General features: G+C 39.8%; 26 protein-coding genes and 1 pseudogene. 12 read left to right on the top strand and 15 right to left on the bottom strand.

Features of this window, described 5'->3' with window-relative positions; all coding sequences use genetic code 11:
- The first annotated feature begins 62 nt into the window (after positions 1 to 62).
- The 5 genes from lolA to OFO01_RS03590 are packed head-to-tail and all read left to right on the top strand — an operon-like array spanning position 63 to position 2,974.
- Positions 63 to 575 (top strand): LolA-like outer membrane lipoprotein chaperone, encoded by a 513-nt coding sequence (lolA, locus tag OFO01_RS03610; protein ID WP_270858820.1) that lies wholly within the window; start codon positions 63 to 65, stop codon positions 573 to 575.
- Between the two features lie 9 nt (positions 576 to 584).
- Positions 585 to 1,061, top strand: a complete 477-nt coding sequence (locus OFO01_RS03605; RefSeq protein ID WP_270858819.1) for a low molecular weight protein-tyrosine-phosphatase — start codon at positions 585 to 587, stop codon at positions 1,059 to 1,061.
- Positions 1,062 to 1,096: 35 nt separating this feature from the next.
- Positions 1,097 to 1,537, top strand: a complete 441-nt coding sequence (locus OFO01_RS03600) for an FxsA family protein (RefSeq protein ID WP_270858818.1) — start codon at positions 1,097 to 1,099, stop codon at positions 1,535 to 1,537.
- Complete coding sequence (gene hemC, locus OFO01_RS03595) at positions 1,538 to 2,479, top strand: hydroxymethylbilane synthase (RefSeq protein ID WP_270858817.1); 942 nt, start codon at positions 1,538 to 1,540, stop codon at positions 2,477 to 2,479.
- A 33-nt stretch (positions 2,480 to 2,512) separates the two neighbouring features.
- Entirely contained in the window at positions 2,513 to 2,974 is a 462-nt protein-coding gene (locus OFO01_RS03590) for a hypothetical protein (RefSeq protein ID WP_270858816.1), read from the top strand.
- A 55-nt stretch (positions 2,975 to 3,029) separates the two neighbouring features.
- Here the strand turns inward: OFO01_RS03590 and OFO01_RS03585 are convergent, their stop codons facing one another.
- Complete coding sequence (locus OFO01_RS03585) at positions 3,030 to 3,170, bottom strand: hypothetical protein (protein WP_270858815.1); 141 nt, start codon at positions 3,168 to 3,170, stop codon at positions 3,030 to 3,032.
- A 337-nt stretch (positions 3,171 to 3,507) separates the two neighbouring features.
- Between OFO01_RS03585 and OFO01_RS03580 the strand changes: the two genes are divergently transcribed.
- The gene (locus tag OFO01_RS03580; protein WP_270858814.1) at positions 3,508 to 3,759 is read left to right on the top strand and encodes a hypothetical protein; all 252 of its coding nucleotides are present in this window, start codon (positions 3,508 to 3,510) and stop codon (positions 3,757 to 3,759) included.
- 171 nt (positions 3,760 to 3,930) lie between these two features.
- Here OFO01_RS03580 and OFO01_RS03575 read toward each other — a convergent pair whose 3' ends face one another.
- Both OFO01_RS03575 and OFO01_RS03570 read right to left on the bottom strand, forming a co-directional pair.
- A complete protein-coding gene (locus OFO01_RS03575; RefSeq protein WP_270858813.1) occupies positions 3,931 to 5,115 on the bottom strand; it encodes a replication-associated recombination protein A in 1,185 nt (394 codons plus the stop codon).
- 93 nt (positions 5,116 to 5,208) lie between these two features.
- Positions 5,209 to 5,370, bottom strand: coding sequence for a DUF1328 domain-containing protein (locus OFO01_RS03570; protein ID WP_270858812.1), 162 nt, complete (start codon positions 5,368 to 5,370; stop codon positions 5,209 to 5,211).
- Between OFO01_RS03570 and OFO01_RS03565 the strand changes: the two genes are divergently transcribed.
- Positions 5,354 to 5,479, top strand: coding sequence for a hypothetical protein (locus tag OFO01_RS03565; RefSeq protein ID WP_270858811.1), 126 nt, complete (start codon positions 5,354 to 5,356; stop codon positions 5,477 to 5,479). The two genes, OFO01_RS03570 and OFO01_RS03565, sit on opposite strands and share 17 nt — an antisense overlap.
- Before the next feature lie 95 nt (positions 5,480 to 5,574).
- On the opposite strand, the gene OFO01_RS03560 is transcribed toward OFO01_RS03565, so the two are convergent.
- Genes OFO01_RS03560 through aspS form a run of 6 tightly spaced genes read right to left on the bottom strand, consistent with a single transcriptional unit; the run spans position 5,575 to position 9,540 of the window.
- Complete coding sequence (locus OFO01_RS03560; RefSeq protein ID WP_270858810.1) at positions 5,575 to 5,958, bottom strand: YgiW/YdeI family stress tolerance OB fold protein; 384 nt, start codon at positions 5,956 to 5,958, stop codon at positions 5,575 to 5,577.
- A 60-nt stretch (positions 5,959 to 6,018) separates the two neighbouring features.
- Positions 6,019 to 6,441 (bottom strand): Sua5 YciO YrdC YwlC family protein, encoded by a 423-nt coding sequence (locus tag OFO01_RS03555; RefSeq protein WP_270858809.1) that lies wholly within the window; start codon positions 6,439 to 6,441, stop codon positions 6,019 to 6,021.
- Positions 6,442 to 6,480: 39 nt separating this feature from the next.
- The gene (gene ppa, locus OFO01_RS03550) at positions 6,481 to 6,999 is read right to left on the bottom strand and encodes an inorganic diphosphatase (RefSeq protein WP_270858808.1); all 519 of its coding nucleotides are present in this window, start codon (positions 6,997 to 6,999) and stop codon (positions 6,481 to 6,483) included.
- Positions 7,000 to 7,026: 27 nt separating this feature from the next.
- Positions 7,027 to 7,191, bottom strand: a complete 165-nt coding sequence (locus OFO01_RS03545; protein WP_270858807.1) for a hypothetical protein — start codon at positions 7,189 to 7,191, stop codon at positions 7,027 to 7,029.
- Between the two features lie 22 nt (positions 7,192 to 7,213).
- Positions 7,214 to 7,789 carry an adenylate kinase gene (locus OFO01_RS03540; protein ID WP_270858806.1) on the bottom strand — a complete coding sequence of 192 codons (576 nt, stop codon included), beginning with the start codon at positions 7,787 to 7,789 and terminating at the stop codon, positions 7,214 to 7,216.
- The gene (gene aspS / locus OFO01_RS03535; protein WP_270858805.1) at positions 7,786 to 9,540 is read right to left on the bottom strand and encodes an aspartate--tRNA ligase; all 1,755 of its coding nucleotides are present in this window, start codon (positions 9,538 to 9,540) and stop codon (positions 7,786 to 7,788) included. Before aspS ends, OFO01_RS03540 begins: the two co-directional genes overlap by 4 nt.
- 86 nt (positions 9,541 to 9,626) lie before the next feature.
- Between aspS and OFO01_RS03530 the strand changes: the two genes are divergently transcribed.
- From OFO01_RS03530 to OFO01_RS03510, 5 genes are all read left to right on the top strand, one after another.
- On the top strand, positions 9,627 to 10,508 hold the full coding sequence (locus OFO01_RS03530; RefSeq protein ID WP_270858804.1) for an NAD(+) kinase: 882 nt from the start codon (positions 9,627 to 9,629) through the stop codon (positions 10,506 to 10,508).
- A complete protein-coding gene (locus tag OFO01_RS03525; protein WP_270858803.1) occupies positions 10,502 to 12,022 on the top strand; it encodes an AAA family ATPase in 1,521 nt (506 codons plus the stop codon). The genes OFO01_RS03530 and OFO01_RS03525 overlap by 7 nt, the downstream gene beginning before the upstream one ends.
- 110 nt (positions 12,023 to 12,132) lie before the next feature.
- Positions 12,133 to 12,924 (top strand): TatD family hydrolase, encoded by a 792-nt coding sequence (locus OFO01_RS03520; RefSeq protein WP_270858802.1) that lies wholly within the window; start codon positions 12,133 to 12,135, stop codon positions 12,922 to 12,924.
- A complete protein-coding gene (locus OFO01_RS03515; RefSeq protein ID WP_270858801.1) occupies positions 12,924 to 13,976 on the top strand; it encodes a lytic transglycosylase domain-containing protein in 1,053 nt (350 codons plus the stop codon). The genes OFO01_RS03520 and OFO01_RS03515 overlap by 1 nt, the downstream gene beginning before the upstream one ends.
- A gap of 14 nt (positions 13,977 to 13,990) precedes the next feature.
- Positions 13,991 to 14,749: a septal ring lytic transglycosylase RlpA family protein gene (locus OFO01_RS03510; RefSeq protein WP_270858800.1), complete on the top strand. Its 759-nt coding sequence runs from the start codon at positions 13,991 to 13,993 to the stop codon at positions 14,747 to 14,749.
- A 172-nt stretch (positions 14,750 to 14,921) separates the two neighbouring features.
- Here the strand turns inward: OFO01_RS03510 and OFO01_RS03505 are convergent, their stop codons facing one another.
- The 6 genes and pseudogenes from OFO01_RS03505 to OFO01_RS03480 all read right to left on the bottom strand — a co-directional run bounded on the left by OFO01_RS03505 (position 14,922) and on the right by OFO01_RS03480 (position 23,051).
- On the bottom strand, positions 14,922 to 16,157 hold the full coding sequence (locus OFO01_RS03505) for a multidrug effflux MFS transporter (RefSeq protein WP_270858799.1): 1,236 nt from the start codon (positions 16,155 to 16,157) through the stop codon (positions 14,922 to 14,924).
- Between the two features lie 462 nt (positions 16,158 to 16,619).
- Positions 16,620 to 17,978: pseudogene (locus tag OFO01_RS03500) on the bottom strand (replicative DNA helicase); the annotation flags it as partial.
- Positions 17,979 to 18,027: 49 nt separating this feature from the next.
- Positions 18,028 to 19,089, bottom strand: a complete 1,062-nt coding sequence (gene ispG / locus OFO01_RS03495; protein ID WP_270858797.1) for a flavodoxin-dependent (E)-4-hydroxy-3-methylbut-2-enyl-diphosphate synthase — start codon at positions 19,087 to 19,089, stop codon at positions 18,028 to 18,030.
- A 14-nt stretch (positions 19,090 to 19,103) separates the two neighbouring features.
- On the bottom strand, positions 19,104 to 20,135 hold the full coding sequence (locus tag OFO01_RS03490) for a DNA adenine methylase (RefSeq protein WP_270858796.1): 1,032 nt from the start codon (positions 20,133 to 20,135) through the stop codon (positions 19,104 to 19,106).
- Positions 20,132 to 22,162, bottom strand: coding sequence for a hypothetical protein (locus tag OFO01_RS03485; RefSeq protein WP_270858795.1), 2,031 nt, complete (start codon positions 22,160 to 22,162; stop codon positions 20,132 to 20,134). Before OFO01_RS03485 ends, OFO01_RS03490 begins: the two co-directional genes overlap by 4 nt.
- A 1-nt stretch (position 22,163) precedes the next feature.
- Positions 22,164 to 23,051, bottom strand: coding sequence for a DNA methyltransferase (locus OFO01_RS03480; protein WP_270858794.1), 888 nt, complete (start codon positions 23,049 to 23,051; stop codon positions 22,164 to 22,166).
- Between the last annotated feature and the right edge of the window lie 35 nt (positions 23,052 to 23,086).

Below are 23,086 nucleotides of genomic sequence, written 5' to 3'. Positions count from 1 at the left end.
AATTAAACTTAATAAAAACAGCTATAATAACGCAAAATTTTAAATTTAAAGAGGTTTGAGATATGAAAAAATCTGTTTTTGCATTGGCGTTTTGTGCTACTTTTTCGCTCGCAAATCCGCTCGAATTCGACACTCTAAGCGCAAATTTCACTCAAAGCGTCCAAAGCGAAGACGCCAAAATCAACTACACAGGCGATTTTAGCGCGACCAAAGAGCATGCCGTGTGGCACTACACAAGCCCAACGAAAAAAAATATATTTTTTAGCTTCACAAAGGTTACGGTCATCGAGCCTGATTTGGAGCAAGCTATCATCACAAATATCAAAGAAACGCCGAATTTAGTGGCGATTTTATCTGGCGCGAAACAAAACAAATCAGGCGCTTACGAAGCCGAGCTTGACGGCGTGAAATACTTCATCACTACCCAAAACGACGCCCCTAGCCAGATCTCATACACTGACAAACTCGATAACAAAGTCGTCATAAATCTGCAAAGCGTGCGCAAAAACGAGAAAATTGATGAGAAAATTTTCGCGCCAAATATCCCTAATCACTACGACATAATCACGCAATAAAGGGCAGAAATGAGAATTTTATTCGTTTGTCACGGAAATATTTGTCGCTCGCCAATGGCGCAGGCTATCATGGAAAATTTAGTAAAAATTCGCGGTTTGCAAGATAAAATTCATTGTGATTCCAAAGCCACTCACACCGATGAAATCGGCTCTGCGCCCTACTACGAAACCAAGCGAGTATTACGCGAAAAGGCCGTACCTCTTATGGCTCATGTTGCCACGCAAATCACAAAAGCTGATCTTGAAAATTTTGATTTGATTTTGTGTATGGATGAAGAAAATATGCGCTCATTAGCCCGAATTTTTGGGCTAAATTCGCCAAAAGTAAAATTCTTGCTCGAATTTGCGGTAGGCCAAAATGCGCCAAAATCGCAAAAAATCATCGCAGATCCATACTACACACGCGATTTTGAGAGCTGTTATGACGATATCGCCAAATCGTGCGAAGCGCTAATGCAAAAAATAGAAAATTTAGAAAGCTTTTGATAAAATTGGCGCTTTAAATTTCAGCAAGGATAGAAATGTTTAGGTTTTTGATACTTCCGTATTTGGTGCTAGAAATGATAATCACATACCATTTTTTGCACGCAAACGGATTTGTGATTTTTGTCATCGAAGTCCTTGCCAGCACGATTTTGGGGCTATTTTTGATGACAAAACGCCCAATGGTAAATTTGGCAAATTTCGCCCGTATCACGCCAAAATATATTTTGAGTGAATTTGGCTTTGTCGCGGCTGGTTTTGCGCTATGTGTGCCACTCATACTTAGCGATATTTTGGGCGTTTGCTTGCTAGTAGCGGCGGTGATTTTATACCTGAAAAACCCCGCTTCCAAAAACGACACATTTTATCGAAACAGCAGCGATTATAGCGCACAAAACAGCGCCCATTACAGACCCAAAAACCACGCAAACGACGATATAATCGACGCTGAAATCATCGAAGAGAAAAAAGGAGAATAAATGCAAAATTTAATCATAGCCACCCGCGGAAGCGTGCTAGCTCTGTGGCAAAGCGAACACATAAAATCGCTAATCGAGCAAAAACACGGAGTTAAGGTCGAGCTAAAAAGCATGAAAACCAAGGGCGATAAAATTTTAGACACACCGCTTGCAAAAATCGGCGGCAAGGGGCTATTTACCAAAGAACTCGAAGAGTGTATGCTCCGAGGCGAAGCCCACCTAGCCGTGCATAGCCTAAAAGATGTGCCAGTTGTCTTTCCAGAGGGTCTAGTTTTGGCTGCAATCGGCGCTAGGGAAGACGAGAGAGACGCGATGATTAGCGAAAAATACGCTAAATTTAGCGACCTGCCAAAGGGTGCAAAAATCGGCACCACAAGCCTTCGCCGCAAAATGCAACTTCTAAAAATGCGCCCTGATTTAGAGATTATTTCGCTTCGCGGAAATGTCCAAACACGCCTCAAAAAGCTAAAAGACGGCGAATTTGACGCGATAATTTTGGCAATGGCTGGGATAAATAGGCTAAATTTAAGAGCCGAAGTGGCGTATGTTTATACCTTCGAGCTCGATGAAATGGTGCCTGCAATGGGTCAAGGCGCACTAGGGATTGAGTGTGCCGACAAAAAAGAGTTGCTCGAAATTTTAAATTTCATAAACGACGAAAACAGCGTGCTTGCGACAAATTTAGAAAGGGCGTTTGTGGCGAGATTGGAGGGCGGTTGCCAGGTGCCAATCGGCGTAAATGCGCAAATCTCAGATGATAGCGTGATCGTGCGCGCGGTCGTGGGACTGCCCGATGGAAGCGAGTTTATCGAGGATAAACTCTGCCTTGCACGCGCAGGAATCGATGCGAAAATGGCGCAAAAAATCGGCGCAGATTTTGCCGATAAATTTATCGCCAAAGGGGCAAAAGAGCTTCTAGCCCGCGCCGAAGCTATGGCGTAATCCAAACCACGCAAATTTGGCATATTAAGAAATATGAAAAATATTTTATTATTTTTGTCGTTTTTGGCGGCTTGTATGTTTCTTATAAAAGAGATAAATTTGCCTATGAGCCTAAAAGGCACAACTCTACATCAAGGCAAATTTGTCAATTATCATCAACCACAGCAATCTAGCAAAAGTTCAAATAGGGGAATTATTTGTGAAATAACTTTGGATAACGAAACTATTTACGCAAGCAATTGTCCCATTTCGCCTGAGTTGTTTAAAAGTTACGGCAAAACAATGAAGATATATACACACAAAGATTTTTTCAAAGACAGAGAAAGAATTTACAAAATTTCAATTTTGGAAAATAACAAAGAGCATACCATTGGCGAATTTCCGAAAATTTTTATTGTTTTTGAAACAATTATAATTTTTATGCTATTTGCTATATTTTTTAAAATCATTTTTAAACATCATAAATTTACATTTTCAAATTTCACAAAATACTAAGTTTAAATTTTGTTTTTTGAATAATTTGCACTTATTTTGAAGAATTCATTGAATTTTACTCGCTACAACCGCCCAAAAGAGCCAAAAAGCCTAAAATCGACCAGCCAGTCGGCAAATCAAAAAACCTTTTTCCCACCCATGAAATTAAGCCGATTATGATAAACACATATAAAAGTCCTAGCGCGACATTTTCCATAAATTTGCCTTTGTATGATGAATTTGCTCTGCTTTGGCTACGCCTTTGCTTTGCTTATTTAGATTATATAAAATTTAAATCTAAGAGCGGTAGGACTCGCACCTACAATACGCAATCTTATCCTGCTTTTAAAGGGATTGCCCGGACTACTATGTTACCGCCATCAACTCTTAGATTTTAAAAGAGCTAGCCAAGCTCTTGGCATTTATGTTTGCGGTAAAGACTTATACCCGCGACCCTAACAAAAGGGCTGAACTTACCCAAAGTGGCTACTTTTGGGTGGCGATCGCAGTCTTAATTCAACATAAAGCTTTAATAAAAATTTCAAAGGTAATAAATGGTGACGAGAGTTGAACTCGCGATGGCACTATTTAAACGGCGCAACACGACCACATGGTATATCTGCCACTTATTACGCTTGTATTGTATCAAAAAAGTGAAATTTACCAAAATAAAGAATTTAAAAACAACTCGCGAGAGCGAGAGCTTAACGCATAGTATGATTAAAAGTCTGTATCATACTCGCCACCAAAAATGGCTAAAAACAGCGCAAAAACCAAAGAGCCATATTTTTTTATCAAAAAAATAAGATGATAGAAAACAAAATGACCAAAAACATTTCAACTCCCATTTTCTGCGGTTTTACAAAGATTATAGCAAGAAAATAGCAAAGATTAAAGATAAAAAAATATATAAAAGCCAAAATATCGCTTTTGCAATGATAAATTTGTAAAATTCTACGCTAAATTTTGCGTAAAATTCAAATTTCACCCTTTATCTTTTTAAGCCACTCATCTAGTGTTTTTTCAAAGCCGATTTGTTTGCTGTGGTAAAATTTCACTTTCGCGCTAGTGTATTTTTGCTCCACCCAGCCGCCGAAATCATGCGGATAAAGGTAGTTTGCAATCTCTTTGTCCGAGTTTATCAAATGCCTTGGTGTAGGCAAAATTTCCCCCTCTCGCACGAATTTCAAAGCCTCGTTTATGGCGTTGTAAGCGGAGTTTGATTTGGGCGAGTGTGCCAAATACACTGCGCATTGTCCTAGTATTATGCGAGCTTCTGGGTAGCCGATTTTGCTGACTGCCAAAAGTGTATTAACCGCCATGTTTAGGGCATTTGGATTGGCATTGCCGATATCTTCGCTAGCTAGAATCACCATGCGCCTAGCGATGAAATCCGCGCTCTCGCCAGCCTCGATTAGGCGCGCCACATAGTATAGGGCAGCGTCCGCGTCGCTTCCACGCAGGCTTTTTATCATCGCGCTTGCTAGTTCGTAGTGCGTATCGTCCGAGCTTACCCCCTGTGCTACGGCACTCGCGCGCAGTGTTTTTAGAGTATCGAGAGAGATTTTACTATCAGCCAAAATCGCAAATTCGAGCAAATTTAAAAGACTTCGCCCGTCCCCTGCGCTAGTGTGTATAAGATACTCTCTGGCATCATCATCGCACGCGAAGCCCAGCTCGCCATGCACCCGCTCAAAAAGCTCGCTCATTTCCTGCGCTCCCAAAGGCTCAAACTCAAAAATCATCGAGCGAGAGCGAATCCCAGAGCTTATGACAAACTGTGGATTTTCCGTGGTTGCGCCAATTATTATCGCTTCATAATTTTCCATTGGGATTAGCAAAACCTCTTGTTGGGTTTTGCTTAGGCGGTGGATTTCGTCGATGAAAATCAGCGGTTTGGCTAGCACGCCAGAGTGCGCAGATAGGATTTTGCGGATATCTTCGACTTTTAGGCTCGTGGCGTCAAGCTCGTAAAAATCGTAGTTCAGCTCGCTTGCGAGCACGCGCGCCATAGTGGTTTTACCACACCCTGCCGCGCCGAAAAATATACTATGCGGAATTTTGCCAGAGGCGATAAATTTTTTAAAAAGCTCCACGATTTTTTTCTGACCTAGAATTTCATTTAAGCTTTTGGGACGAAATTTTAGCGGTAGACTTTGCATGATTAACCTTTGAAATTTAATGCGTGATTGTAGCGAAGTAAGGATAAATTTTAAGTTACACGCCAAATTTACGAAGCGCAAAGGCTTCGTAAGCTAGCGTTTGATGAGCTTAAAAATAAATGAAATCGCAAAAAGCACAATAAAGACAAAAAACAGGATTTTCGCAATCCCCGCGCTTGTGCCAGCGATCCCGCCAAAGCCGAAAATTCCAGCCACGATTGCGATGATTAGGAAGATTATGGCGTATCTTAGCATTTTAGCCTCCATTAAAAATTTCGCCAAAGCGATTGGGGGAATTTTAACTCTATTTGGTAATGAAATGATAAAAATTTGTGAAATTTTGACAAATTTAGGTAAATTTTAAAATTCGCCACCGCAAGCGAGGCAGTATTTCGGGCTTGCGGCAGCGTGGAATTTCAAATAAATTTCGCAAAATTTTGCGCTAAATTTTACGCAAAATTATTTCACAGGCAAGACATCATCGACATCGATTTCTACGCCGACTAAATCCTTATCCACCTCGCCTACTATGCGGATTTTGGTATCTGGACTCACGACTAGGCCGTTCCAGTCATCATCGTCGATATCTACGGTGATAGAGGCGCCACTTTTATCCACAAATAGATATTTATCATCGTTATTTAGGCGTTTTTTGATATTTCCCACTAGGGTTACCTTCGTATCATCGCGCAAAGATTTCGCCTCTTTGACACTAACTACGCGGTATGATTTGGCGCCGTATTCGACGAACTCGCCCTTGCTACTGCCATCGCCTCCGACAAAACCGCCCTTTGCCAAGGCAAATGCGCAAACTGCGCTAAGGATTAGAAATTTTTTTACCATAATTCACTCCTTTTAAGAAATTTTTTGTGTGATTTTACAATATTTGAATTAAATCTAAATTTAACGAATTTTTTTAATTTTAAAATTTGAAATTTTATACATTTTCGAGGGGGCATGCTCGCTAAATTTCTCATCTACGATGATATCTGCGATATCACGCGCATAATCCTCGTCGAATTTTTCCCCGTGCAAATTCGCCGAGCTCGAATACATCGCGCCAAATTGTCGCAGAAATTTCGCATGCTCACAGCCTTGCACATAGCGAAGTGAAATTTGATTTTGGTAGATGAAGGTCGATTTTTTCGCCCTTCGCACGAGATTTTTAAATTTTTCTGGCACGCGCGCTAAGGTTTTTAGCTCGTTTAAATTCGCCGTGGTTAGCACGCACGGAGTGTTTTCATGGCGCATTTTCGCGCGGTTAATCTGCGTAAAGTCCTTGCTTAAAAATCCGGCTGTGGTGTCTGTCTGGGCTAGGTAAATCATAGCGGAAGTGAAATTTCGCCCGAAATTTGGGCGAAATTATTATTTGTAGTTTGTGATTGCACGAGATAGGATTGCCTCGGCCTTGCTAGCGTCCTCGAAATCCTTGACCTTCACCCATTTGCCCGGCTCCAACGCTTTGTAGGTTTCAAAGAAATTTTTGATTCTATCAAGGGTGATTTTTGGCAAATCGCTTAGAGATTTGATATTGTCATATCTAGGGTCGATTTTGCTAACCGGCACGGCTAGAAGTTTTTCGTCCATTCCGCTCTCATCTTCCATAACCAAAACGCCGATTAAGCGGCATGGGATAACTGAGCCTGCTTGAAGCGGGTATTCATTTAGTACCAAAATGTCCGCTGGATCGCCGTCATCTGCTAATGTATTTGGCACGAAGCCGTAGTTTGCAGGGTAAAACATCGCCGAATACATCACGCGATCGACGCACACCGCACCGCTTTCTTTGTCGATTTCATATTTTATGTTTGAGCCGTAAGGAATTTCGATTACAGCGTTGATTTTATCAGGGTTTGAACCTACTTTGATTTTAGAAATATCCATTTTTTATCCTTTATTTAAATTTTAAATTTACCACGCACTTATAGAAAATCCCGTGAAAACTCCGCCACCACCGCTGTTTCCTGCTGCGCTCACAGATTTTTTGGCTTCACAACCAGCGCAAAAAACCAAAACAGCAAAAACAGCGCAAATTCTAAGGCAAAATTTCATGCCAAATTTGGGGCTAAATTTCACGAGAATTCCCTAAATTTCAGTCTTAGCCGATGATTTTTTTCGCGATTATATCGTTGATATCTTCGACGATTTCTTCGATTGTGCGTTCGCCATCGACTGAGTAAAAAATCTCTTTTTTGCCGTAAAATTCGCGGATTGCGCCGATTGGTTCGTTGAAGACTTTCATGCGGTTATAAAAGACTTGCTCGTTATCATCAGCTCCCCTTGCACGACCTAAAACGCGCTCTTTGGCTGTGTTTTCGCTAACTGCAACTTCGATTACTGCGCTAAGCTCGATCTCATCGTCGCTTTTTAAAACTTCGTCGAGTTTTGTCATTTGCTCCACGCTTCTTGGGTAGCCGTCAATGATGATAAAATCTTTTGGCGAGCTTTTTATCGCAGAAGTTATCGTGCCTACAACCACTTCAAGCGGGACTAAATTTCCAGCCGAGATAAAGCTATCGATTGTTTTGCCTAGTTCGCTACCGCTTGCTACCTCTGCGCGAAGCAAGTCGCCAGTAGAGTAGTGAGCGATACTCTCGTTGTTTTGCGCGATCAAGCTAGCGTCTGTGGTTTTGCCACTGCCTGGTGCGCCGATGATTAAAAATAGATTTTTCATTTTTTATCCTTTAAATTTATTCTAAGTCCTAATTCTTGGAGCTGTTCGCTACTAACCTCGCTTGGAGCCTTTGTCATAGGGCATTGCGCTCTTTGAGTTTTAGGGAAGGCGATGACATCTCTAATGCTACTTGATTTGGTTACTAGCATCATAAGTCTGTCAAAACCAATCGCGATACCGCCGTGTGGTGGCGCACCAAAGCTAAGCGCGTCAAGCAAGAAACCAAATTTTTCTCTTTGCTCGTCTGGCTCGATTTTAAGTAGTTTGAAAACCTTTTCTTGGATATCGGCTTTGTGGATTCTGATACTTCCACCACCAAGTTCCACGCCATTTAGCACGACATCGTAAGCGATAGAGGTGATTTCTTCCATATCTGGCTCATCGACATTGTTTGGCATAGTAAATGGGTGATGCATTGCAGAGTAGCTTCCGTCGTCGTTTTGCTCGAACATTGGGAAATTTACAACCCACAAAAATTCGAGTTTGTTCTCGTCGATAATGCCAAGCTCGTTTGCAAGGAAAAGTCTAAATCTACCCATATAATCAAGCACGATTTTTTTCTTTCCAGCACCGAAAAATACAACATCGCCGACTTTTAGGTTACAGCGTTTGACTAGCTTGGCCACATCTGCTTCATCGAAAAATTTAACCAAAGGTCCTTTTAATCCGTCTTCTTTGACTTGGATAAAGGCTAGGCCTTGTGCGCCAAATTTACGCACATATTCTTCAAATCTTTGCATTTGGCGTTTGCTAAATTTCAAATCTCCACCCTCGACAACAAGGGCTTTTACGCGGTTTTTCTTAGTCTCTTTTGCGATATTAGCGAAAATTTCATTATTTGAACGCGCGAAAATATCAGCCACATCGATAAATGGCATACCAAAGCGAAGATCTGGCTTATCGCTACCGTAATTCTCCATAGCGTCTTTATACTCCATTACGCGAAATGGAGTTGGAATATCGTGACCACAAGCAGCGAAAATATCTTTCAAAAATGTCTCAGCGACCTTCATTACATCGTTTTGATCGCAAAAGCTCATCTCGACATCGATTTGGGTAAATTCTGGCTGACGATCTGCACGCAAATCCTCATCACGAAAGCATTTGGCCACTTGGAAATATCTATCAAATCCAGAGCACATTAAAAGCTGTTTAAAAAGCTGTGGGCTTTGCGGAAGCGCATAAAAGCTACCCGGATAAACGCGACTAGGCACCAAATAATCCCTCGCACCCTCTGGCGTAGCGCGAGTTAGCACAGGGGTTTCAACCTCGACAAAACCAAGTCTATCAAGCGCATTTCGTGCCGCAATGGCCGCTTTTGAACGCATTGCAAAGCGCTCAAATTTATCGCTTGTCCTTAAATCCAAAAATCTGTATTTTAGGCGAATTTCCTCATTTACATTTTCATCACCGATGACAAATGGTAGCGCACGGCTCGGATTTTCGATGATTAGCTCATCGACTACGATTTCAATCTCTCCGGTTTTTAAATTTGGATTTTCCAAACCTTCGCCTCTGGCGCGCACTTTTCCATTTGCGCGCAAAACATATTCGTTTCTGACATCGTTTGCTATTTCGTAAGCACTTTTGCTATCTTTTGGATCGCATACTAGCTGTAAAAGTCCGCTTCTATCGCGCAAATCGATGAAAATAACGCCACCATGGTCGCGGTAAGAATTCACCCAACCACAAACGCTAACATTTTCGCCGATATTTGCTTTGCTTAGATCGGTGCAATAATGACTTCGCAATGTGTTCTCCTTAAAAAAAATAATTAAAACCAATGATTATAGTTAAATTTTGCTTTTACAAAGCTAATTTTTTATAAAATCGCGCCATGGAAAATTTAATCGCATTACAAAAAAATTTAAAATTTGTCGGAATCATCGCCAAAACAGAGGCGGGAATTTTGCCTATTATGGAGGAAATTTCTAAAATTTTGCGTTTGGGGGGCATTGAAATTTTATGCGAAAAAACCTGCGCGCAGTATTTTGGCAAAACTGGATTTAGCATAGATGAGATTTTATCTCGCACCAAAGTTTTAATCAGCCTTGGAGGGGACGGCACGCTAATTGGCGTAGCTAGAAGCGTGCTAAAAAAAGGCGCATATATAATAGGTGTAAATGCTGGGACGCTTGGGTTTCTAACAGACATTAAAAATAGCGAATTTAACGCATTTTGGCGCGAATTTATGGCTGGGAAATTTAGGCTAGATAAGTTGCCAGTTTTGAGCGTAAGCTTGGAGCGCAAAAACGGCGAAAAGCTCGAAATCAGCGCATTTAACGATATGGTTATCACGCGCTCTCATATCTCGTCAATGGCGAAAATCGACGCGTTTTTGGACGATACGCACTTTAACACATACTATGGAGACGGCGTCATAATCAGCTCGCCAGCGGGCTCGACAGCGTATAATATGAGCGCAAATGGCGCGATAATCTACCCGCTTTGCGAAGTTTTCGCTATAACGCCGATTTGCTCTCACAGCCTGACCCAACGCCCTCTAATTTTGCCAAAAAGATACAAACTAGGCTTCAAAAACAGCGGAAATTCCGAGCTTTGCGTAGTCATCGACGGGCAAAATTTTTACAATATGGACGAATTTAAAAGCGTGGAAGTAAAAATTTCAAAACACAAATCCCAAATAATCCGCGCTAGCTCATACGATTATTTCGCGGTTTTGAAGGAAAAATTGCGCTGGGGACATGCTGGATGTTAGAGAGAGTGTATATCAAAAATCACCTTAGCTTCAACGAAATCGAGCTAAATTTCGCCCCAGGACTAAGTGTATTTACCGGTGTGAGTGGGGCTGGAAAATCTGTGCTAATGAACGCTATTTTGGCTGTGTTTGGGCTAAGAGAGGCGGAAGCAAAGATCATCGAAGCCGACATTAGCCACGAATTTGGGCTTGATGAGTTTGGCATAGAAAACGAAACGCCGAATAATTTCCGCATTTTGCGGGATAAATCCGTGCGGTATTTCATAAACTCGCAACTAATTTCAAAGAAAAATTTGACCAAAATCGCGGGCGAATATGTGAAATTTCTAGGCGCAAAAAATGCCGATGAGATAAACTCTGCCTCGCTTTTGGAGTTGCTTGATTTTATGATTTGCAAAAACGATAGCACTCATGGCGCAAATTTGGCGAATTTTAGGGCTAAATTTAGCGAATTTTTAAGAGTGCAAAAAGAGCTTAAAAAAATCGAAGAAGAAGAAAATAAAATCGAAGAACTTAAAGAATTTGCCAAATTTGAAATCGAAAAAATCGAGCAAATTTCGCCTAAAATCGGCGAATACGAAGAGCTTTTGGCAGTCAAAAAAAAGCTTAGCAAAAAGGATAAAATCGAAGAACTATGGGCGAGAGCCGAAGGGATTTTCGAATTTGAGCGAAGCGTGATAGAAGCGCTAAATCTAAGCGAAATGGATAGCGCATTTTTCGAAGATAGCATGAACGAACTGCGCATAAAAATGGAAAGCTTAAACCTAGACGAACTAGGTGAAATCGATATCGAGGCAGTGTTAAACAGACTAGAAGCACTATCAGGCTTAAACAAACGCTACGGCGACATTGCCGGCGCGCTTGACACGCTTGAAAAGCGCAGGGCAGAGCTTGCGCACTACGAGCAAATCAGCTTCGAAAAAAGGGATTTAACCGCGAAATTTGGCGCGCTAAATTTGGAAATTTCAAATTTAGCTGCTCTTATCAGCGCAAAACGAAAAGCAAGTAAAAACGCGCTAGAAAGCCTGATAAATCGCTATTTGGGCGATTTGTATATGCCTAGCGTGAGGCTGGAATTTTTAGAGCAGAGCTTGGAAGCAAACGGTAGCGACGAAGTGCGCGTAATGCTAAATAATACCGAATTTAAAAATTTAAGCTCAGGCGAGACAAACCGCCTGCGCCTCGCCTTCATCGGGGCAAATTTGGAGATTACAAACCAAGGAAGCGGGATTTTAATCCTTGACGAGATTGATTCGAATTTGAGCGGAAAAGAGGCGATGAGTATCGCAACCGTGCTAGAAAAAATTTCGAAATTTTACCAAATTTTCGCTATCTCGCACCAGCCTCAACTCAGCTCCAAAGCCCACTCGCACTTTTTAATCACCAAAAATGGCGAAATTTCGAGCGTAAAACTGCTAAATGAGAGCGAAAAAATCACAGAACTAGCCAGAATGATTAGCGGAGAGACGATAAGCAAGGAAGCATTAGAATTCGCCAAAAAGCTAAAAAATTAGCTAAATTTAAGCCAAAAATGAAACTAATTTGATACATTTAATCTTTGTTTAATTTTAATTTGGCTATTTTGGCGTAAAATGTTTTGTTTATAAATTTTTAAGTGAGTTTTATGATTATTGATACACATTGCCATTTAGATGATAGTAGCTATTTTAGCGACCTTGACGCCGTAGTTCAAAGAGCAAGCGAGCACGATGTCGGCACTATCGTCATCCCTGGTGCTAGTATGTCGGATTTAGCGCGCGCTAGGGAGATTTCTCACACTTATACAAATGTATTCTTCGCCGTGGGCGTGCATCCTTATGAAATAGATGAATTTGACATTAATACGCTAAAAGAGTTCGCAAACGACTCAAAATGCGTGGGTGTAGGCGAGTGCGGTTTGGATTATTATCGCTTAAATGGTCTTAGCGACGAGGAAAAATCTAGCGAAAAAGCACGCCAAAAAGAGATTTTTTTGGCACAAATTGAGCTTGCCAAAGAGCTAAATTTACCACTAATCGTGCATATTAGAGATGCAAACGAAGATGCTTATCAAATTTTAAAAACTCACGCAAACGGGCTAAACGGCGGTGTTTTGCACTGCTACAATGCAAGCCCACTACTCGCAAATTTAAGCGAATTTGGATTTTATTTTGGAATCGGCGGTGTTTTGACATTTAAAAACGCAAAAAATTTAGTCGAAATTTTACCAAAACTTCCACTTGATAAAATCGTCGTCGAAACAGACGCGCCATATCTTACTCCACACCCTCACAGAGGCGAGCGCAACGAGCCGGCCTTCACGAGCCTTGTCGTGGATAAGATAGCCGAAATTTTGGATAAAGATGTAGAATTGATTAAAAGTATCACTACGCAAAATGCTTACAGACTTTTTGCAAATCAAATTAAAGGAGATTAATGAGAGTCATTAAAATCATTTTTTTGATGCTAATTTTCGCAGGTTTTGCGCACGCTAGCCAGTCAAAAATTTCACGGGTAAATCACGACTACATTATGAACGAATTTGGCATAGAAAACAACCTTTCAAGCCAAAAAGTCGTCGCTGACATTTACCGCTCTATCGATTCTTCGGATAAAAAATTATTCAAAGACATCATCACTTCACAAGCTCACAATGCCTTTTTGGTAAAAACCGAAATCGAAAGCATTGAAGCGCCTGAGTTTTTGCTCTACCTTGCTATGGTAGAATCTCACCTCAAAAACACCGTTACTTCGCACGCCAAAGCAGGCGGTATGTGGCAACTCATGCCTACAACTGCCAAAAATTTCGGCCTGCGTATAGATACACATGTAGATGAGCGTAGAGACCCCGCAGCCTCGACGGACGCTGCGTTTTCGTATATTTTGCATTTAAGACAAAATTTTGGCAAATGGTACACTGCCCTCATGGCGTATAATTGTGGCGAAGGCTGTATGAACAGAGCCATAAAAGCGGCTGGAAACGATGATTTAGGCACCTTACTTTCTAGCAATGCAGTGCCAAAAGAGACCAAAAATTTCATCAAACGAATTATCAAATTCGCCTACATCGCCCAAAGCGATAGTATGCAAAAGGTGCTAAGATTCGAAAACGAGCCGTGGGCGTTAAAACGCATCGCCGTAGCCCCAGGCACGAAGCTAAGCGCGATCGCCAAACAAATCGGCATTTCGCAAACCCAAATGAATAGCTACAATGCACACATTACAAACGGCGTATCGCCTAGCAACGGCAAGTATTTTTTCTATATCCCAGAGAGCAAATATACAGAATTTGTCCTAAGCAGAGGCGATTTTCAGGCGTATGAACCAAACCTTATCAAAAATCGTCCAAAGCTAAGTTTTGCGAAATTTAGGCCTCAGCACGAACACATCGTCAAGGTCGAACAGATCGAAAAAACCACTCCGACATTTGCCTCTAAAACTGACGAAAAAATCCGCACAGTCGCAATGGCGTTTGATCTCAAATTTTAAATTTGGAGTAAATTTTGCATTTTAAAAAATCAATAATTTTTAGCGCGCTTGTCGCGCTAATCTTTGCTGGGTGTTTTTCATCACACAGAAATTATCCATCATCTAGTTCAGGCTCAAAAGCCCCTAAAATCGGCAAAAACTCGCCTGCAACCATGCGCCCTTACAAGATAAATGGCAAAACCTACTATCCCGAGCAGGTCAGTATCGGCGATACACAAAGTGGCATTGCCAGCTGGTATGGACCGGGCTTTAACGGCAAAAAGACAAGCAATGGCGAGATTTACGATATGAACGCCATGACTGCCGCGCACAAAACCTACCCGATGAACACCATGGTCAAGGTCACCAACCGCGACACTGGCGCAACTGCGACCGTGCGCATAAACGACCGCGGGCCGTTTGTGAGCGGGCGCGTAATCGACCTTAGCAAAAGCGCAGCTAATAAAGTCGGCGTCTTCGCCAAAGGCACGGCTCCTGTGAAGCTCGAAGTCGTGGGATTTTATGGTCAAACTATCAAAAAAGGCGCGCCAAATGCGACGATTGTGGGCGGAAATTTTATGGTGCAAATCGGAGCGTTTAGAAACCAATCTGGCGCAGCACGCTTCACACGAGAAAACGACGCCCTACATGGATATCCTAGCGTAATGCGCGAGTTCGACCTAGACGGCGCGCCGATTTATAGGGTATTTTTAAGCGGATTTAAAAGCGAGAGCGAGGCGCGCGATTTCATCGCCAGTGGCTCACTTCAAAACGCATTTTTCGTGCGCGAGTAAAATTTATGGCTAAATTTAGGCGAAATTTCGCCTAAATTTGGTTAAATTTATCCAAATTTTTGATTTCATTTTTTCACACGCTAACGCAACTTCAAAACACTGCCCCGAAAGGAAAAGAAATTTTGGCGCAGTGTTTTGGCAAAAATTTCATAAATTTTAAAATTCTGCGAATTTAGCTAAATTTGCGCTTTAAATTTTTAGTGAATTTTTTATTCGCGCACAGATAGACGCCGTATCCTAGGAAAATGCAAATCGCCATTACCACAGCCAGCGAAAATGGGTGATTTGCGCCGGCAGCTCCCACGATTGCGGCGATTAGTCCAGCTACCGCCATTTGCACCGCGCCTAGCACGGCTGAGGCAGAGCCTGATTTGCCCTTGAAGCGCGCCATGGCAAGCACCACGGCATTTGGGATTATGAGCCCCTTCATACCCAGCGTGAAAAAAAGGCAAACCTCAAACGCCCAAAATCCAAGCCCCAAAAGCCCGCACCCAAGCAAGCACAAAGCCCCCACAATCATCGCTAAAAAGGCAAATTGCAAAATCACAAAAGGCGAGATTTTTTGCACGATTTTGGCATTTATCGCCGAAAAAATCGTCATTGATAGCGCATTTACGCCAAAAATCAGCCCAAATTCCTTGCTACTTAGCCCAAAATGCTCCTTAAAAACAAACGCAGAACCCGTGATATAGGCAAACATTGCCGCCATTGTAAGCGCAGACGAAAGCGTAAAAATGAAAAATTTGCGGTTTTGCAAAATTCTAGCGTAGTTTATAAAAACGGGCTTGAAGCCAAGTTTTAGGCTCTTATCGATAATCGCGCTCTCCCTAAGCCCTAAAAATATCATGCAAAATAAAATTATTCCAAGCACAAAAAGCGTGCCAAATATCACTCTCCACCCGCCAAAATCGAGTATAAATGCCCCAAATGTGGGCGCTAGCATAGGCGCTATGGAGCCTACTATCATCATCAGCGCCAAAACCGACGCGCCCTGAGCGGTGTCAAATTTATCATTTATCACAGCGCGCGCAATCACCACGCCAGCGCACCCGCCAAGGGCTTGGACAAATCTAAAAAATATAAAAGCGTAGATATTTTGGGTATTAGCACATAAAATACTCGCCACGATAAATAGTGCAACGCCCGCTAGCAGGGGCTTTCTGCGACCATAAATGTCGCTTAGTGGTCCATAAATCAGCTGTCCTAGCGAAAATGCCACAAAAAACGCGCTGATTGAGAGCTGAGTGTAAAATTCGCTCGTCTCAAAGCTAGTTTGGACATTTTTGAGCGCTGGCAGATACATATCCGTCGAAAGTGGCGCCACAGCCGACATATAGGCCAAAACTATGATTAAATATGGTTTTGCGATTTTAGGCGAATTTAAAAATTCGCCGATTTTTTCAAACATCAAATTCCTTAAATTTCAAAATTTAGCTAAATTTTACCCCTAAATATCCACAGGGTTTTCGTCGTTTTCGCTCGCATTTTCATCGCCAAAAAGCTCTTCGCCTTGACTTTGATTTTGCGTATATGCGCCCTGTTTTAGGACATTTGCCATATTTGTATCAGGGATCGCAAAGCTTTCGATATCTCGCGTCTGGCTTGGCACATCTACGCTTTGCATAATCTCATCTGCGCCAGTTTCGATAAATTCCCCGCTTTCGCTTTCTTGCGCAAAATTTGGCGCAGTATCTCCCGCACCCTGATTTGCAAAATTTGGCGCAAATTCTGGCGCAGTATTTGGCGCACCTGCCCCATTTTCTAGCGAAATTTCGCCCACCATTGGCATTGCTTCGGCAAAATCTGGCGTCATATCAGGCGTCATTTCAAATTCGCTACTCTCCATTGGCGCACCACCGAAGCTCACCAAATCCACAAAACGCGTATAAGGCCCCTGAAATGCGACCTCTATCGTGCGCCCTGCTTCGCCTGAGCGGTTTTTGCCGATGATGATTTCAGCCTTTTCTTCTAGCTCATTTCGCTTAAATTCCTCGATCTCGCTCGGATCTTTGCCTGCCATTTCGAGGGCGGCTCTTTTCTCGCGATACGCCCTTTCTTTATAGACCTCATCACGATAAACAAAAAGTATAATGTCCGCGTCCTGCTCGATCGCCCCACTCTCGCGCAAATCCGCCATTTGCGGGCGTTTATCCGATCTAAGCTCCACGCCACGATTGAGCTGTGAAAGCGCGATAATCGGTATATTTAGCTCACGCGCAAGTAGCTTTAATCCGCGCGAAATTTCGGCGATTTGCAAATGCCTTTCGCTAAAATTACTCGTGCTTGTCATCAAACCGATATAATCCACCACGCAAAGCTCGATATTTTCGTGCGCGGCTTTGAGTTTGCGCATTTGGGTGCGCACCTGCTGGATATTGACATGACCGCTATCATAGACGAAAAGTGGCAAATCCATCATACGCTCACACTCAGCATTAAACCTACTCCAATCATCATCGCTAAGCGTCGCGCTTAAAATCGAATTTAGTGGCACAGAGCTTCCGATACTCAGCATTCTATACATAATCTGCACGGCTGGCATTTCGAGTGAAAAAAACACCACGCCCTTGCCCTTTTCGAGCGTTTTTAGCATAGAATTTAACACGAAGGCTGTCTTTCCCATACCTGGGCGCGCAGCGATGATGATAAGCTCGCCCGGTTTGTAGCCTTTGGTGAATTTATTAAGGTATGTAAAGCCCGTGTCAAGCCCCACTAGCTCGGAGCCTGCTTGTTCTTTTTGTTTGCGTAGCTCGCTGACGACTTCGGTGATGATTTCGGGGCTGGTTTTGACACCGCCGTGCTTTTCTTCGTCAATTAGTTTGTAGATTTCTGCGCTGATTTTATCGGCAGCTTCTTTGGCTTTTTGGGTTTCATTTACGATAGTAGGCGTCCTGTGCGCGATAGAATTTAGCCCGCGTTTTATGGATTTTTCTTTTAGCTCGTTTGCGTATTTTCGCGCGTCGATTAGTCCGCTCGTGGCTAAAATTTCAGCGAAAATTTGCTCATTATACCTGCCTTCTAGCCATTTTTTGATAAAACTAGGCGCGATAGGCTCATCATGCGCCACGCACTTCGTGATAGCCTCATAAACATCGGCATGTGGCTTGAAATAAAAGTCCCCCACGCCAATCATATCGCCGATTTCGCTGTATGCCTCGTCGTCTTGTATGAGCGCGCTTAAAATCGCTCTTTCCATATCCAAATCATATAAATTTGCAGCTACTTCCATAAATTTGCCTTGATTAAATTTGATTAAATTTCATTAAATTTGCCAAAATTTAGCGCTCTTCGTAGCGCTTCACTTCGTCCTCTACTTCGCTTAAAAATCTCTCCACTAACTCGCTCTCTTTTAGCTTTGCTACTATTTCGCCGTGGCGAATTACTAGTCCGTTTCCCTTGCCAAAGGCGATTGCGACATCTGCGCCTTTGGCTTCGCCAAGTGCATTTACCACGCAGCCCATGACAGAGATATTTAAAGGTGCTTTTATGTGTTTTGTTCGCTCTTCTACGATTTTAATCGCACTTACTAAATCGCTCTGCAAACGCCCACAAGTAGGACACGAGATGATATTTATGCCACTTTTTTGCACTCCGGCGTCTTGGAGTATGGCTTTGGCGACTTTGATTTCTTCTTCGAGTTCGCCCGTGATCGAAACTCTCATCGTATCGCCGATACCTTCTAATAAAAGCGTTCCGAGTGCGATTGCGCTTTTTATCGTCGCGTGGAAGGTCGTCCCGGCTTCGGTAACGCCTAAGTGAAACGGATACTCGCAAAGCGGACGAAGTGTGCGATACGCTTCGACCGTGCGGGGCACATCGGAGCTTTTTAGCGAAATCGCAATGTCGGTAAAATCAAAGTCTTCGAGCAATTTGAAATTATAAAGCGCGCTCTCTATCATACCTTGCGGGGTTCTGCCGTATTTGGCTTCAAACTGCTCTTCAAGTGAGCCCGAATTTACACCTATTCGAATCGGCAAATTTCGCTCTTTGCACGCTTTTACCACTTCTTTTATACGCTCACTTCCGCCGATATTGCCCGGATTTATGCGAATCGCATCGACAAAAGGGGCGACTTCAAGCGCCAAGCGATAGTTAAAATGAATATCCGCAACTATCGGCAAGGGCGAGTTTTTCTTTATCTCTGCCAAAGCCTTTGCGTCGTCATGATCTAGCACGGCACATCGCACCAAATCAGCCCCCGCAAAATAAAGGCGATTGATTTGCGCGAGTGTGCCATTTATATCTTTTGTCTTCGAAAATGTCATCGACTGCACCGAAATCGGCGCGTCCCCACCGATAGCAAGGGAGCCTACTTTTATCTGCTTTGTTTTGTATCTCATTTTTTTACCTTAATTTATTTTGTTGTAACAATATATAAATGTTCCAATGTTTTATCGCCACATTGCTTATAATGTCTTTTTTCATTATCTTTTTCTGTTCTGAAACGACGATATTCGGTTGTAAATTCTACAAGATTTCCCCTATTTTTCAAAATACTAATTATATCATCTCTATTTATTATGCCTTCATTGTTATAACTTAAAATAATATATTTAGCCGAAATATTGTCTATTAAATCATAAAAAGCCAATGCCGCATTAGATTTTTGAGAATATTTTGATTTTTTATCTTCATAGTCTCTCTGACCAGTTTTTCCTTTTAAATTTTGTTTATCCCAAACAGCAAGAGTTTCTAAGACATGAAAATTTGGTGCGTATTGTCTTTCATTGTATGGTGGATCTATATAAACAATATCTGCGACAATTTTTCTAACTAAATCATTTGCATTTTCCTGAAATACTAAATTTTCCATATTATTATTAGTAATATTTGGCTCTAATAATTGAATCTTTTTTAGAGCCATTGAACGCCAAATTTTCAAATATGCTCCATAGGTGCCAGATATATTTGCAACAAAATCTGCCGCATTTATTAACGAAAATAATAATACATAATACTCGTCTAAATTTATTTTATTTTCTAATTTCCATTTTTGAATTTGCCCCCTTATAGCGTCAATCTTCATAGCATTGTCGTCTGAAAAATATTGTCTTTTAAATTTACCACTAGGTGCAAAATTTTCAAAAAAATATCCTTTAAACGGACTAATAGAATTTAATATTTGCAAAACTTCTTCAATGCCGTTTTGCGAAATTTTTTCAAATTTAGGCACTTCATTGATTTTAAGTAAAACATATTGAGCAACATAGGAATAAGTCATAAAATCATTAGAAATTATTCTATATCCTTTATCTTTAAAGTATTTACCGACAGAAGCGGTTCCGCTAAATAAATCCATAAAAGTCCCATTTTTTGGTAGATTTAGACTATTCATAGAATTTTCTATAAAGTTTAAAAGTCTCGTTTTATTGCCTATATATTTCATAAAAATTCTTTTATTAATTGATTTTTTAAATTTATATTGAAATTTTCTGAAAATATTAATGCAAATTTTGTCTCGTTATTTGGAGACAAATAAACTATAATTACCACAAAATTTTCGTTATTAGCAATATCTTTAAAGTGATTTCTTTCTATGCTACCCTTTATTTTGTTGATTTCACAATCTAAAAAATAATATGGGTCTTTTTCTTTTGGCGGTAAGTCTAAATTAAATATAAAAGTATCAAATTTTATATTACTTTTTTTATACATTACATCTATTAATTCGCTCATATCTATAAATGCTTTTTTTATCTTGTCGTCTCTTAGAAATTCAATAAATTTATTTTTTCCTTCTGCTAACATAAATTTATTATTCTGTTGCATTATTAAATCTAATTTGGTTGAAATTCGATGAATTTTTTCTTGCTTATTTTCTATTGCAATTTGTTGCCAAGACGAATGGTGCGTATGAATAAAGCATAATTTCCAATCGGATTTTATAGTTGATTGATTAAGATAAGTTGATACAATAGCAACTTCTTCTGTTTTATCATTAGGAAATACTACTTTTACGCTTGATGGAAAAAAATTATTTTGTTGATTTTTTTCCTTATCAAACGAAGTTATAATTGTATTATTATTAAAAATCAGAATATCTACATAATTACTTATTGCTTTATAAAGTTTTGAACCTTTTTTGCCTTCAAAATCAAAATTATTTGGTGTTTCAACATAACAATAACCTATTACAGGTCTTATTTTATTTCCATATATATCATAAGCAAATAATTCACTAAAAGCCACTATTTCTCCACTTTCTGGGTCTGGCGAAAATGTTAATTTGCCATTTGAAATTTTATGAATGCGAAGTGGAAAAATTATAGCTTCATTATGCACGCTTATGTCTAATGCTGATTTAATACTATTTTTTTTTCGGCTAAATTTATCTGTTAAAAATTTTAAACAATCGGTTGCATTTGCAATGCCTATTTTCGCACTTCTTGAAATATATGATTTCGCCTTTACTTTACTCAATAAATCTTTTATATATGGTTTCTTACAATATGAATTCCATTGTGAAAATTTACTATAATCAAAATTTAATAAACTATATTTGTTTATAAAATTATCATTTTTATCATAAATATATTCCAATAAACTATTGACAAAATTATCACTATCAGCCAAAATCCCATTTTTTACATTATCGTCAATTATAGGAAAATCTTTTATTAATCTTGCTTCTTGTTTTGCTTTTTTAGAGAATTTTGGCTCTTTTAAATAAGAAATCATATGTTTAAAAAATTCTTTTTCCAATTCAAATTTTAATTTTTCATTTTTTTTATTTGTATCGGCTAAAATAACAGACTTAATGTAATTTATAAAAAGCTCTTTACTATCTTTTGGATTTCTAATTCTAGTTCTTGCATTTTCAAAATTACTTTCAAAATATGCTACAAAAGACGGAACTTTATATCTAGCGCTATAAACTAATTGATTATAAACTTGCAATGAAGTTGGCTCTCGTGTAGTGTCTTGTGATTCGTCTTTTCCAGAATAAAATGTTTGATAAATATAAGGAACCTTAATCCTTGAAGCACCGAGCTTTCTGCCTTCTCTTTGCCACTGCGAATTTCCGACAGAAGCAGTTTCTGTATTTTCACCAGCCAAAATTACTTTTTTACTATTTATAGAATATAAAATATAATCCGATAAATCAACAAATGATTTTATTTGATTTACTTGATCAGGCAAATTCCATTTATCATACGAACCACATATTTTGATAGAGTAAAAATTTTTATTTTCGTCGCAAAAAATATATATTGGTTGATCTATCGGCTCATAAACTACACCATAAAATTTCAAATAATCATCATTTTCTGTCAATAAATTTAATAAAGATATTCCCTCTAATATATTATCGGAATATAATAAAAATTCGCAATTTGGTTTTAACTTATCAAGATCAGACATTTTTATTTGTTTGCTTTTTGATATTTTAGAATTTACTAGTAGCGTTTGCATTTTATTTCTCTTTTCTAAAAATTAAAATATGTTGATGAATAAGTGATGGAATATATGCAAATGGGTAACCATATATATGCAACATTTTTGAATCATCATGCCAAATAATATCTGATTTTAATCTAAAATCTCTTATTTGCGATATTGTATTTGCCAATTCAGCAGATAAAAAATGATATTCCTTTTCACGATACATATCGCCTATAAATACAGCCATATAAGCATTTTGTTTTAAGGTTGGAGCAATATTTTCAAATATAATTCTCATTTCATCAAGCCATTCTTTTTTTGTTTGTAAATTTTCATCATTAAATTTAGATAATTTAGAAATTCGCCCAGACTTATTTGAACGAGTATGTTCCAATTTATCCATGATCCAATATGGAACATCTGTCAAAACAAAATCTATACTTTCTTTTTCTATTTTTTTTAGTTCATTTACAGCATCTCCAACTATAACAGGAAATTTTTCTATATTTTCAAGCTTACAAACTTCTTTATAAATATTAACCCATTTTTCATTAATTTCTATACCAATAGCCCTTCTATTGCAACGAGCCGCACCAAGCAATGTCCCACCGACACCACAAAGCGGGTCTAATACCAATGCTCCAGATTTTGTAAAAATTTTAATCAAATCAGCACACAAATCAGGTGGTTTTTGTCCGCCATGCTGAGAACGAAGTTTGTGTTGCAAATTCGACGGATATTGTTTATAAATTACAGTTTTAGTAGAAAACTGCCACTGAGCACCATTTAAATCATTTAGTTTATTCCTAGGATCGTATTTCGGCTCTTTTTTTTGTCGTTTTGATTTAGCTCTATAATTTTTATCTAAAACTTCACTATCAGCACTACCGCCAATGTTATCAAAAGAAAAAAGATTCATAATTACCCCGTTGATTTCATAAAGAGTTTTAATTT

The sequence above is a fragment of the Campylobacter sp. JMF_01 NE2 genome (genome assembly GCF_027737365.1).
Taxonomy (GTDB): domain Bacteria; phylum Campylobacterota; class Campylobacteria; order Campylobacterales; family Campylobacteraceae; genus Campylobacter_B.
This window is presented reverse-complemented; position numbering and strand designations above follow the sequence as displayed.

Coding starts and splice junctions, on each gene's coding strand:
- ppa (WP_270858808.1), bottom strand. CDS start 6,999: ATGGATATTTCTAAAATCAAAGTAGGTTCAAACCCTGATAAAATCAAC.
- OFO01_RS03585 (WP_270858815.1), bottom strand. CDS start 3,170: ATGGAAAATGTCGCGCTAGGACTTTTATATGTGTTTATCATAATCGGC.
- OFO01_RS03485 (WP_270858795.1), bottom strand. CDS start 22,162: ATGCAAACGCTACTAGTAAATTCTAAAATATCAAAAAGCAAACAAATA.
- lolA (WP_270858820.1), top strand. CDS start 63: ATGAAAAAATCTGTTTTTGCATTGGCGTTTTGTGCTACTTTTTCGCTC.
- OFO01_RS03480 (WP_270858794.1), bottom strand. CDS start 23,051: ATGAATCTTTTTTCTTTTGATAACATTGGCGGTAGTGCTGATAGTGAA.
- OFO01_RS03540 (WP_270858806.1), bottom strand. CDS start 7,789: ATGAAAAATCTATTTTTAATCATCGGCGCACCAGGCAGTGGCAAAACC.
- OFO01_RS03520 (WP_270858802.1), top strand. CDS start 12,133: ATGATTATTGATACACATTGCCATTTAGATGATAGTAGCTATTTTAGC.
- ispG (WP_270858797.1), bottom strand. CDS start 19,089: ATGAGATACAAAACAAAGCAGATAAAAGTAGGCTCCCTTGCTATCGGT.
- OFO01_RS03605 (WP_270858819.1), top strand. CDS start 585: ATGAGAATTTTATTCGTTTGTCACGGAAATATTTGTCGCTCGCCAATG.
- OFO01_RS03560 (WP_270858810.1), bottom strand. CDS start 5,958: ATGGTAAAAAAATTTCTAATCCTTAGCGCAGTTTGCGCATTTGCCTTG.
- OFO01_RS03505 (WP_270858799.1), bottom strand. CDS start 16,157: ATGTTTGAAAAAATCGGCGAATTTTTAAATTCGCCTAAAATCGCAAAA.
- OFO01_RS03530 (WP_270858804.1), top strand. CDS start 9,627: ATGGAAAATTTAATCGCATTACAAAAAAATTTAAAATTTGTCGGAATC.
- OFO01_RS03580 (WP_270858814.1), top strand. CDS start 3,508: ATGGTGACGAGAGTTGAACTCGCGATGGCACTATTTAAACGGCGCAAC.
- OFO01_RS03600 (WP_270858818.1), top strand. CDS start 1,097: ATGTTTAGGTTTTTGATACTTCCGTATTTGGTGCTAGAAATGATAATC.
- OFO01_RS03515 (WP_270858801.1), top strand. CDS start 12,924: ATGAGAGTCATTAAAATCATTTTTTTGATGCTAATTTTCGCAGGTTTT.
- OFO01_RS03555 (WP_270858809.1), bottom strand. CDS start 6,441: ATGATTTACCTAGCCCAGACAGACACCACAGCCGGATTTTTAAGCAAG.
- OFO01_RS03575 (WP_270858813.1), bottom strand. CDS start 5,115: ATGCAAAGTCTACCGCTAAAATTTCGTCCCAAAAGCTTAAATGAAATT.
- OFO01_RS03525 (WP_270858803.1), top strand. CDS start 10,502: ATGTTAGAGAGAGTGTATATCAAAAATCACCTTAGCTTCAACGAAATC.
- OFO01_RS03570 (WP_270858812.1), bottom strand. CDS start 5,370: ATGCTAAGATACGCCATAATCTTCCTAATCATCGCAATCGTGGCTGGA.
- hemC (WP_270858817.1), top strand. CDS start 1,538: ATGCAAAATTTAATCATAGCCACCCGCGGAAGCGTGCTAGCTCTGTGG.
- OFO01_RS03490 (WP_270858796.1), bottom strand. CDS start 20,135: ATGAAATATATAGGCAATAAAACGAGACTTTTAAACTTTATAGAAAAT.
- OFO01_RS03565 (WP_270858811.1), top strand. CDS start 5,354: ATGGCGTATCTTAGCATTTTAGCCTCCATTAAAAATTTCGCCAAAGCG.
- OFO01_RS03590 (WP_270858816.1), top strand. CDS start 2,513: ATGAAAAATATTTTATTATTTTTGTCGTTTTTGGCGGCTTGTATGTTT.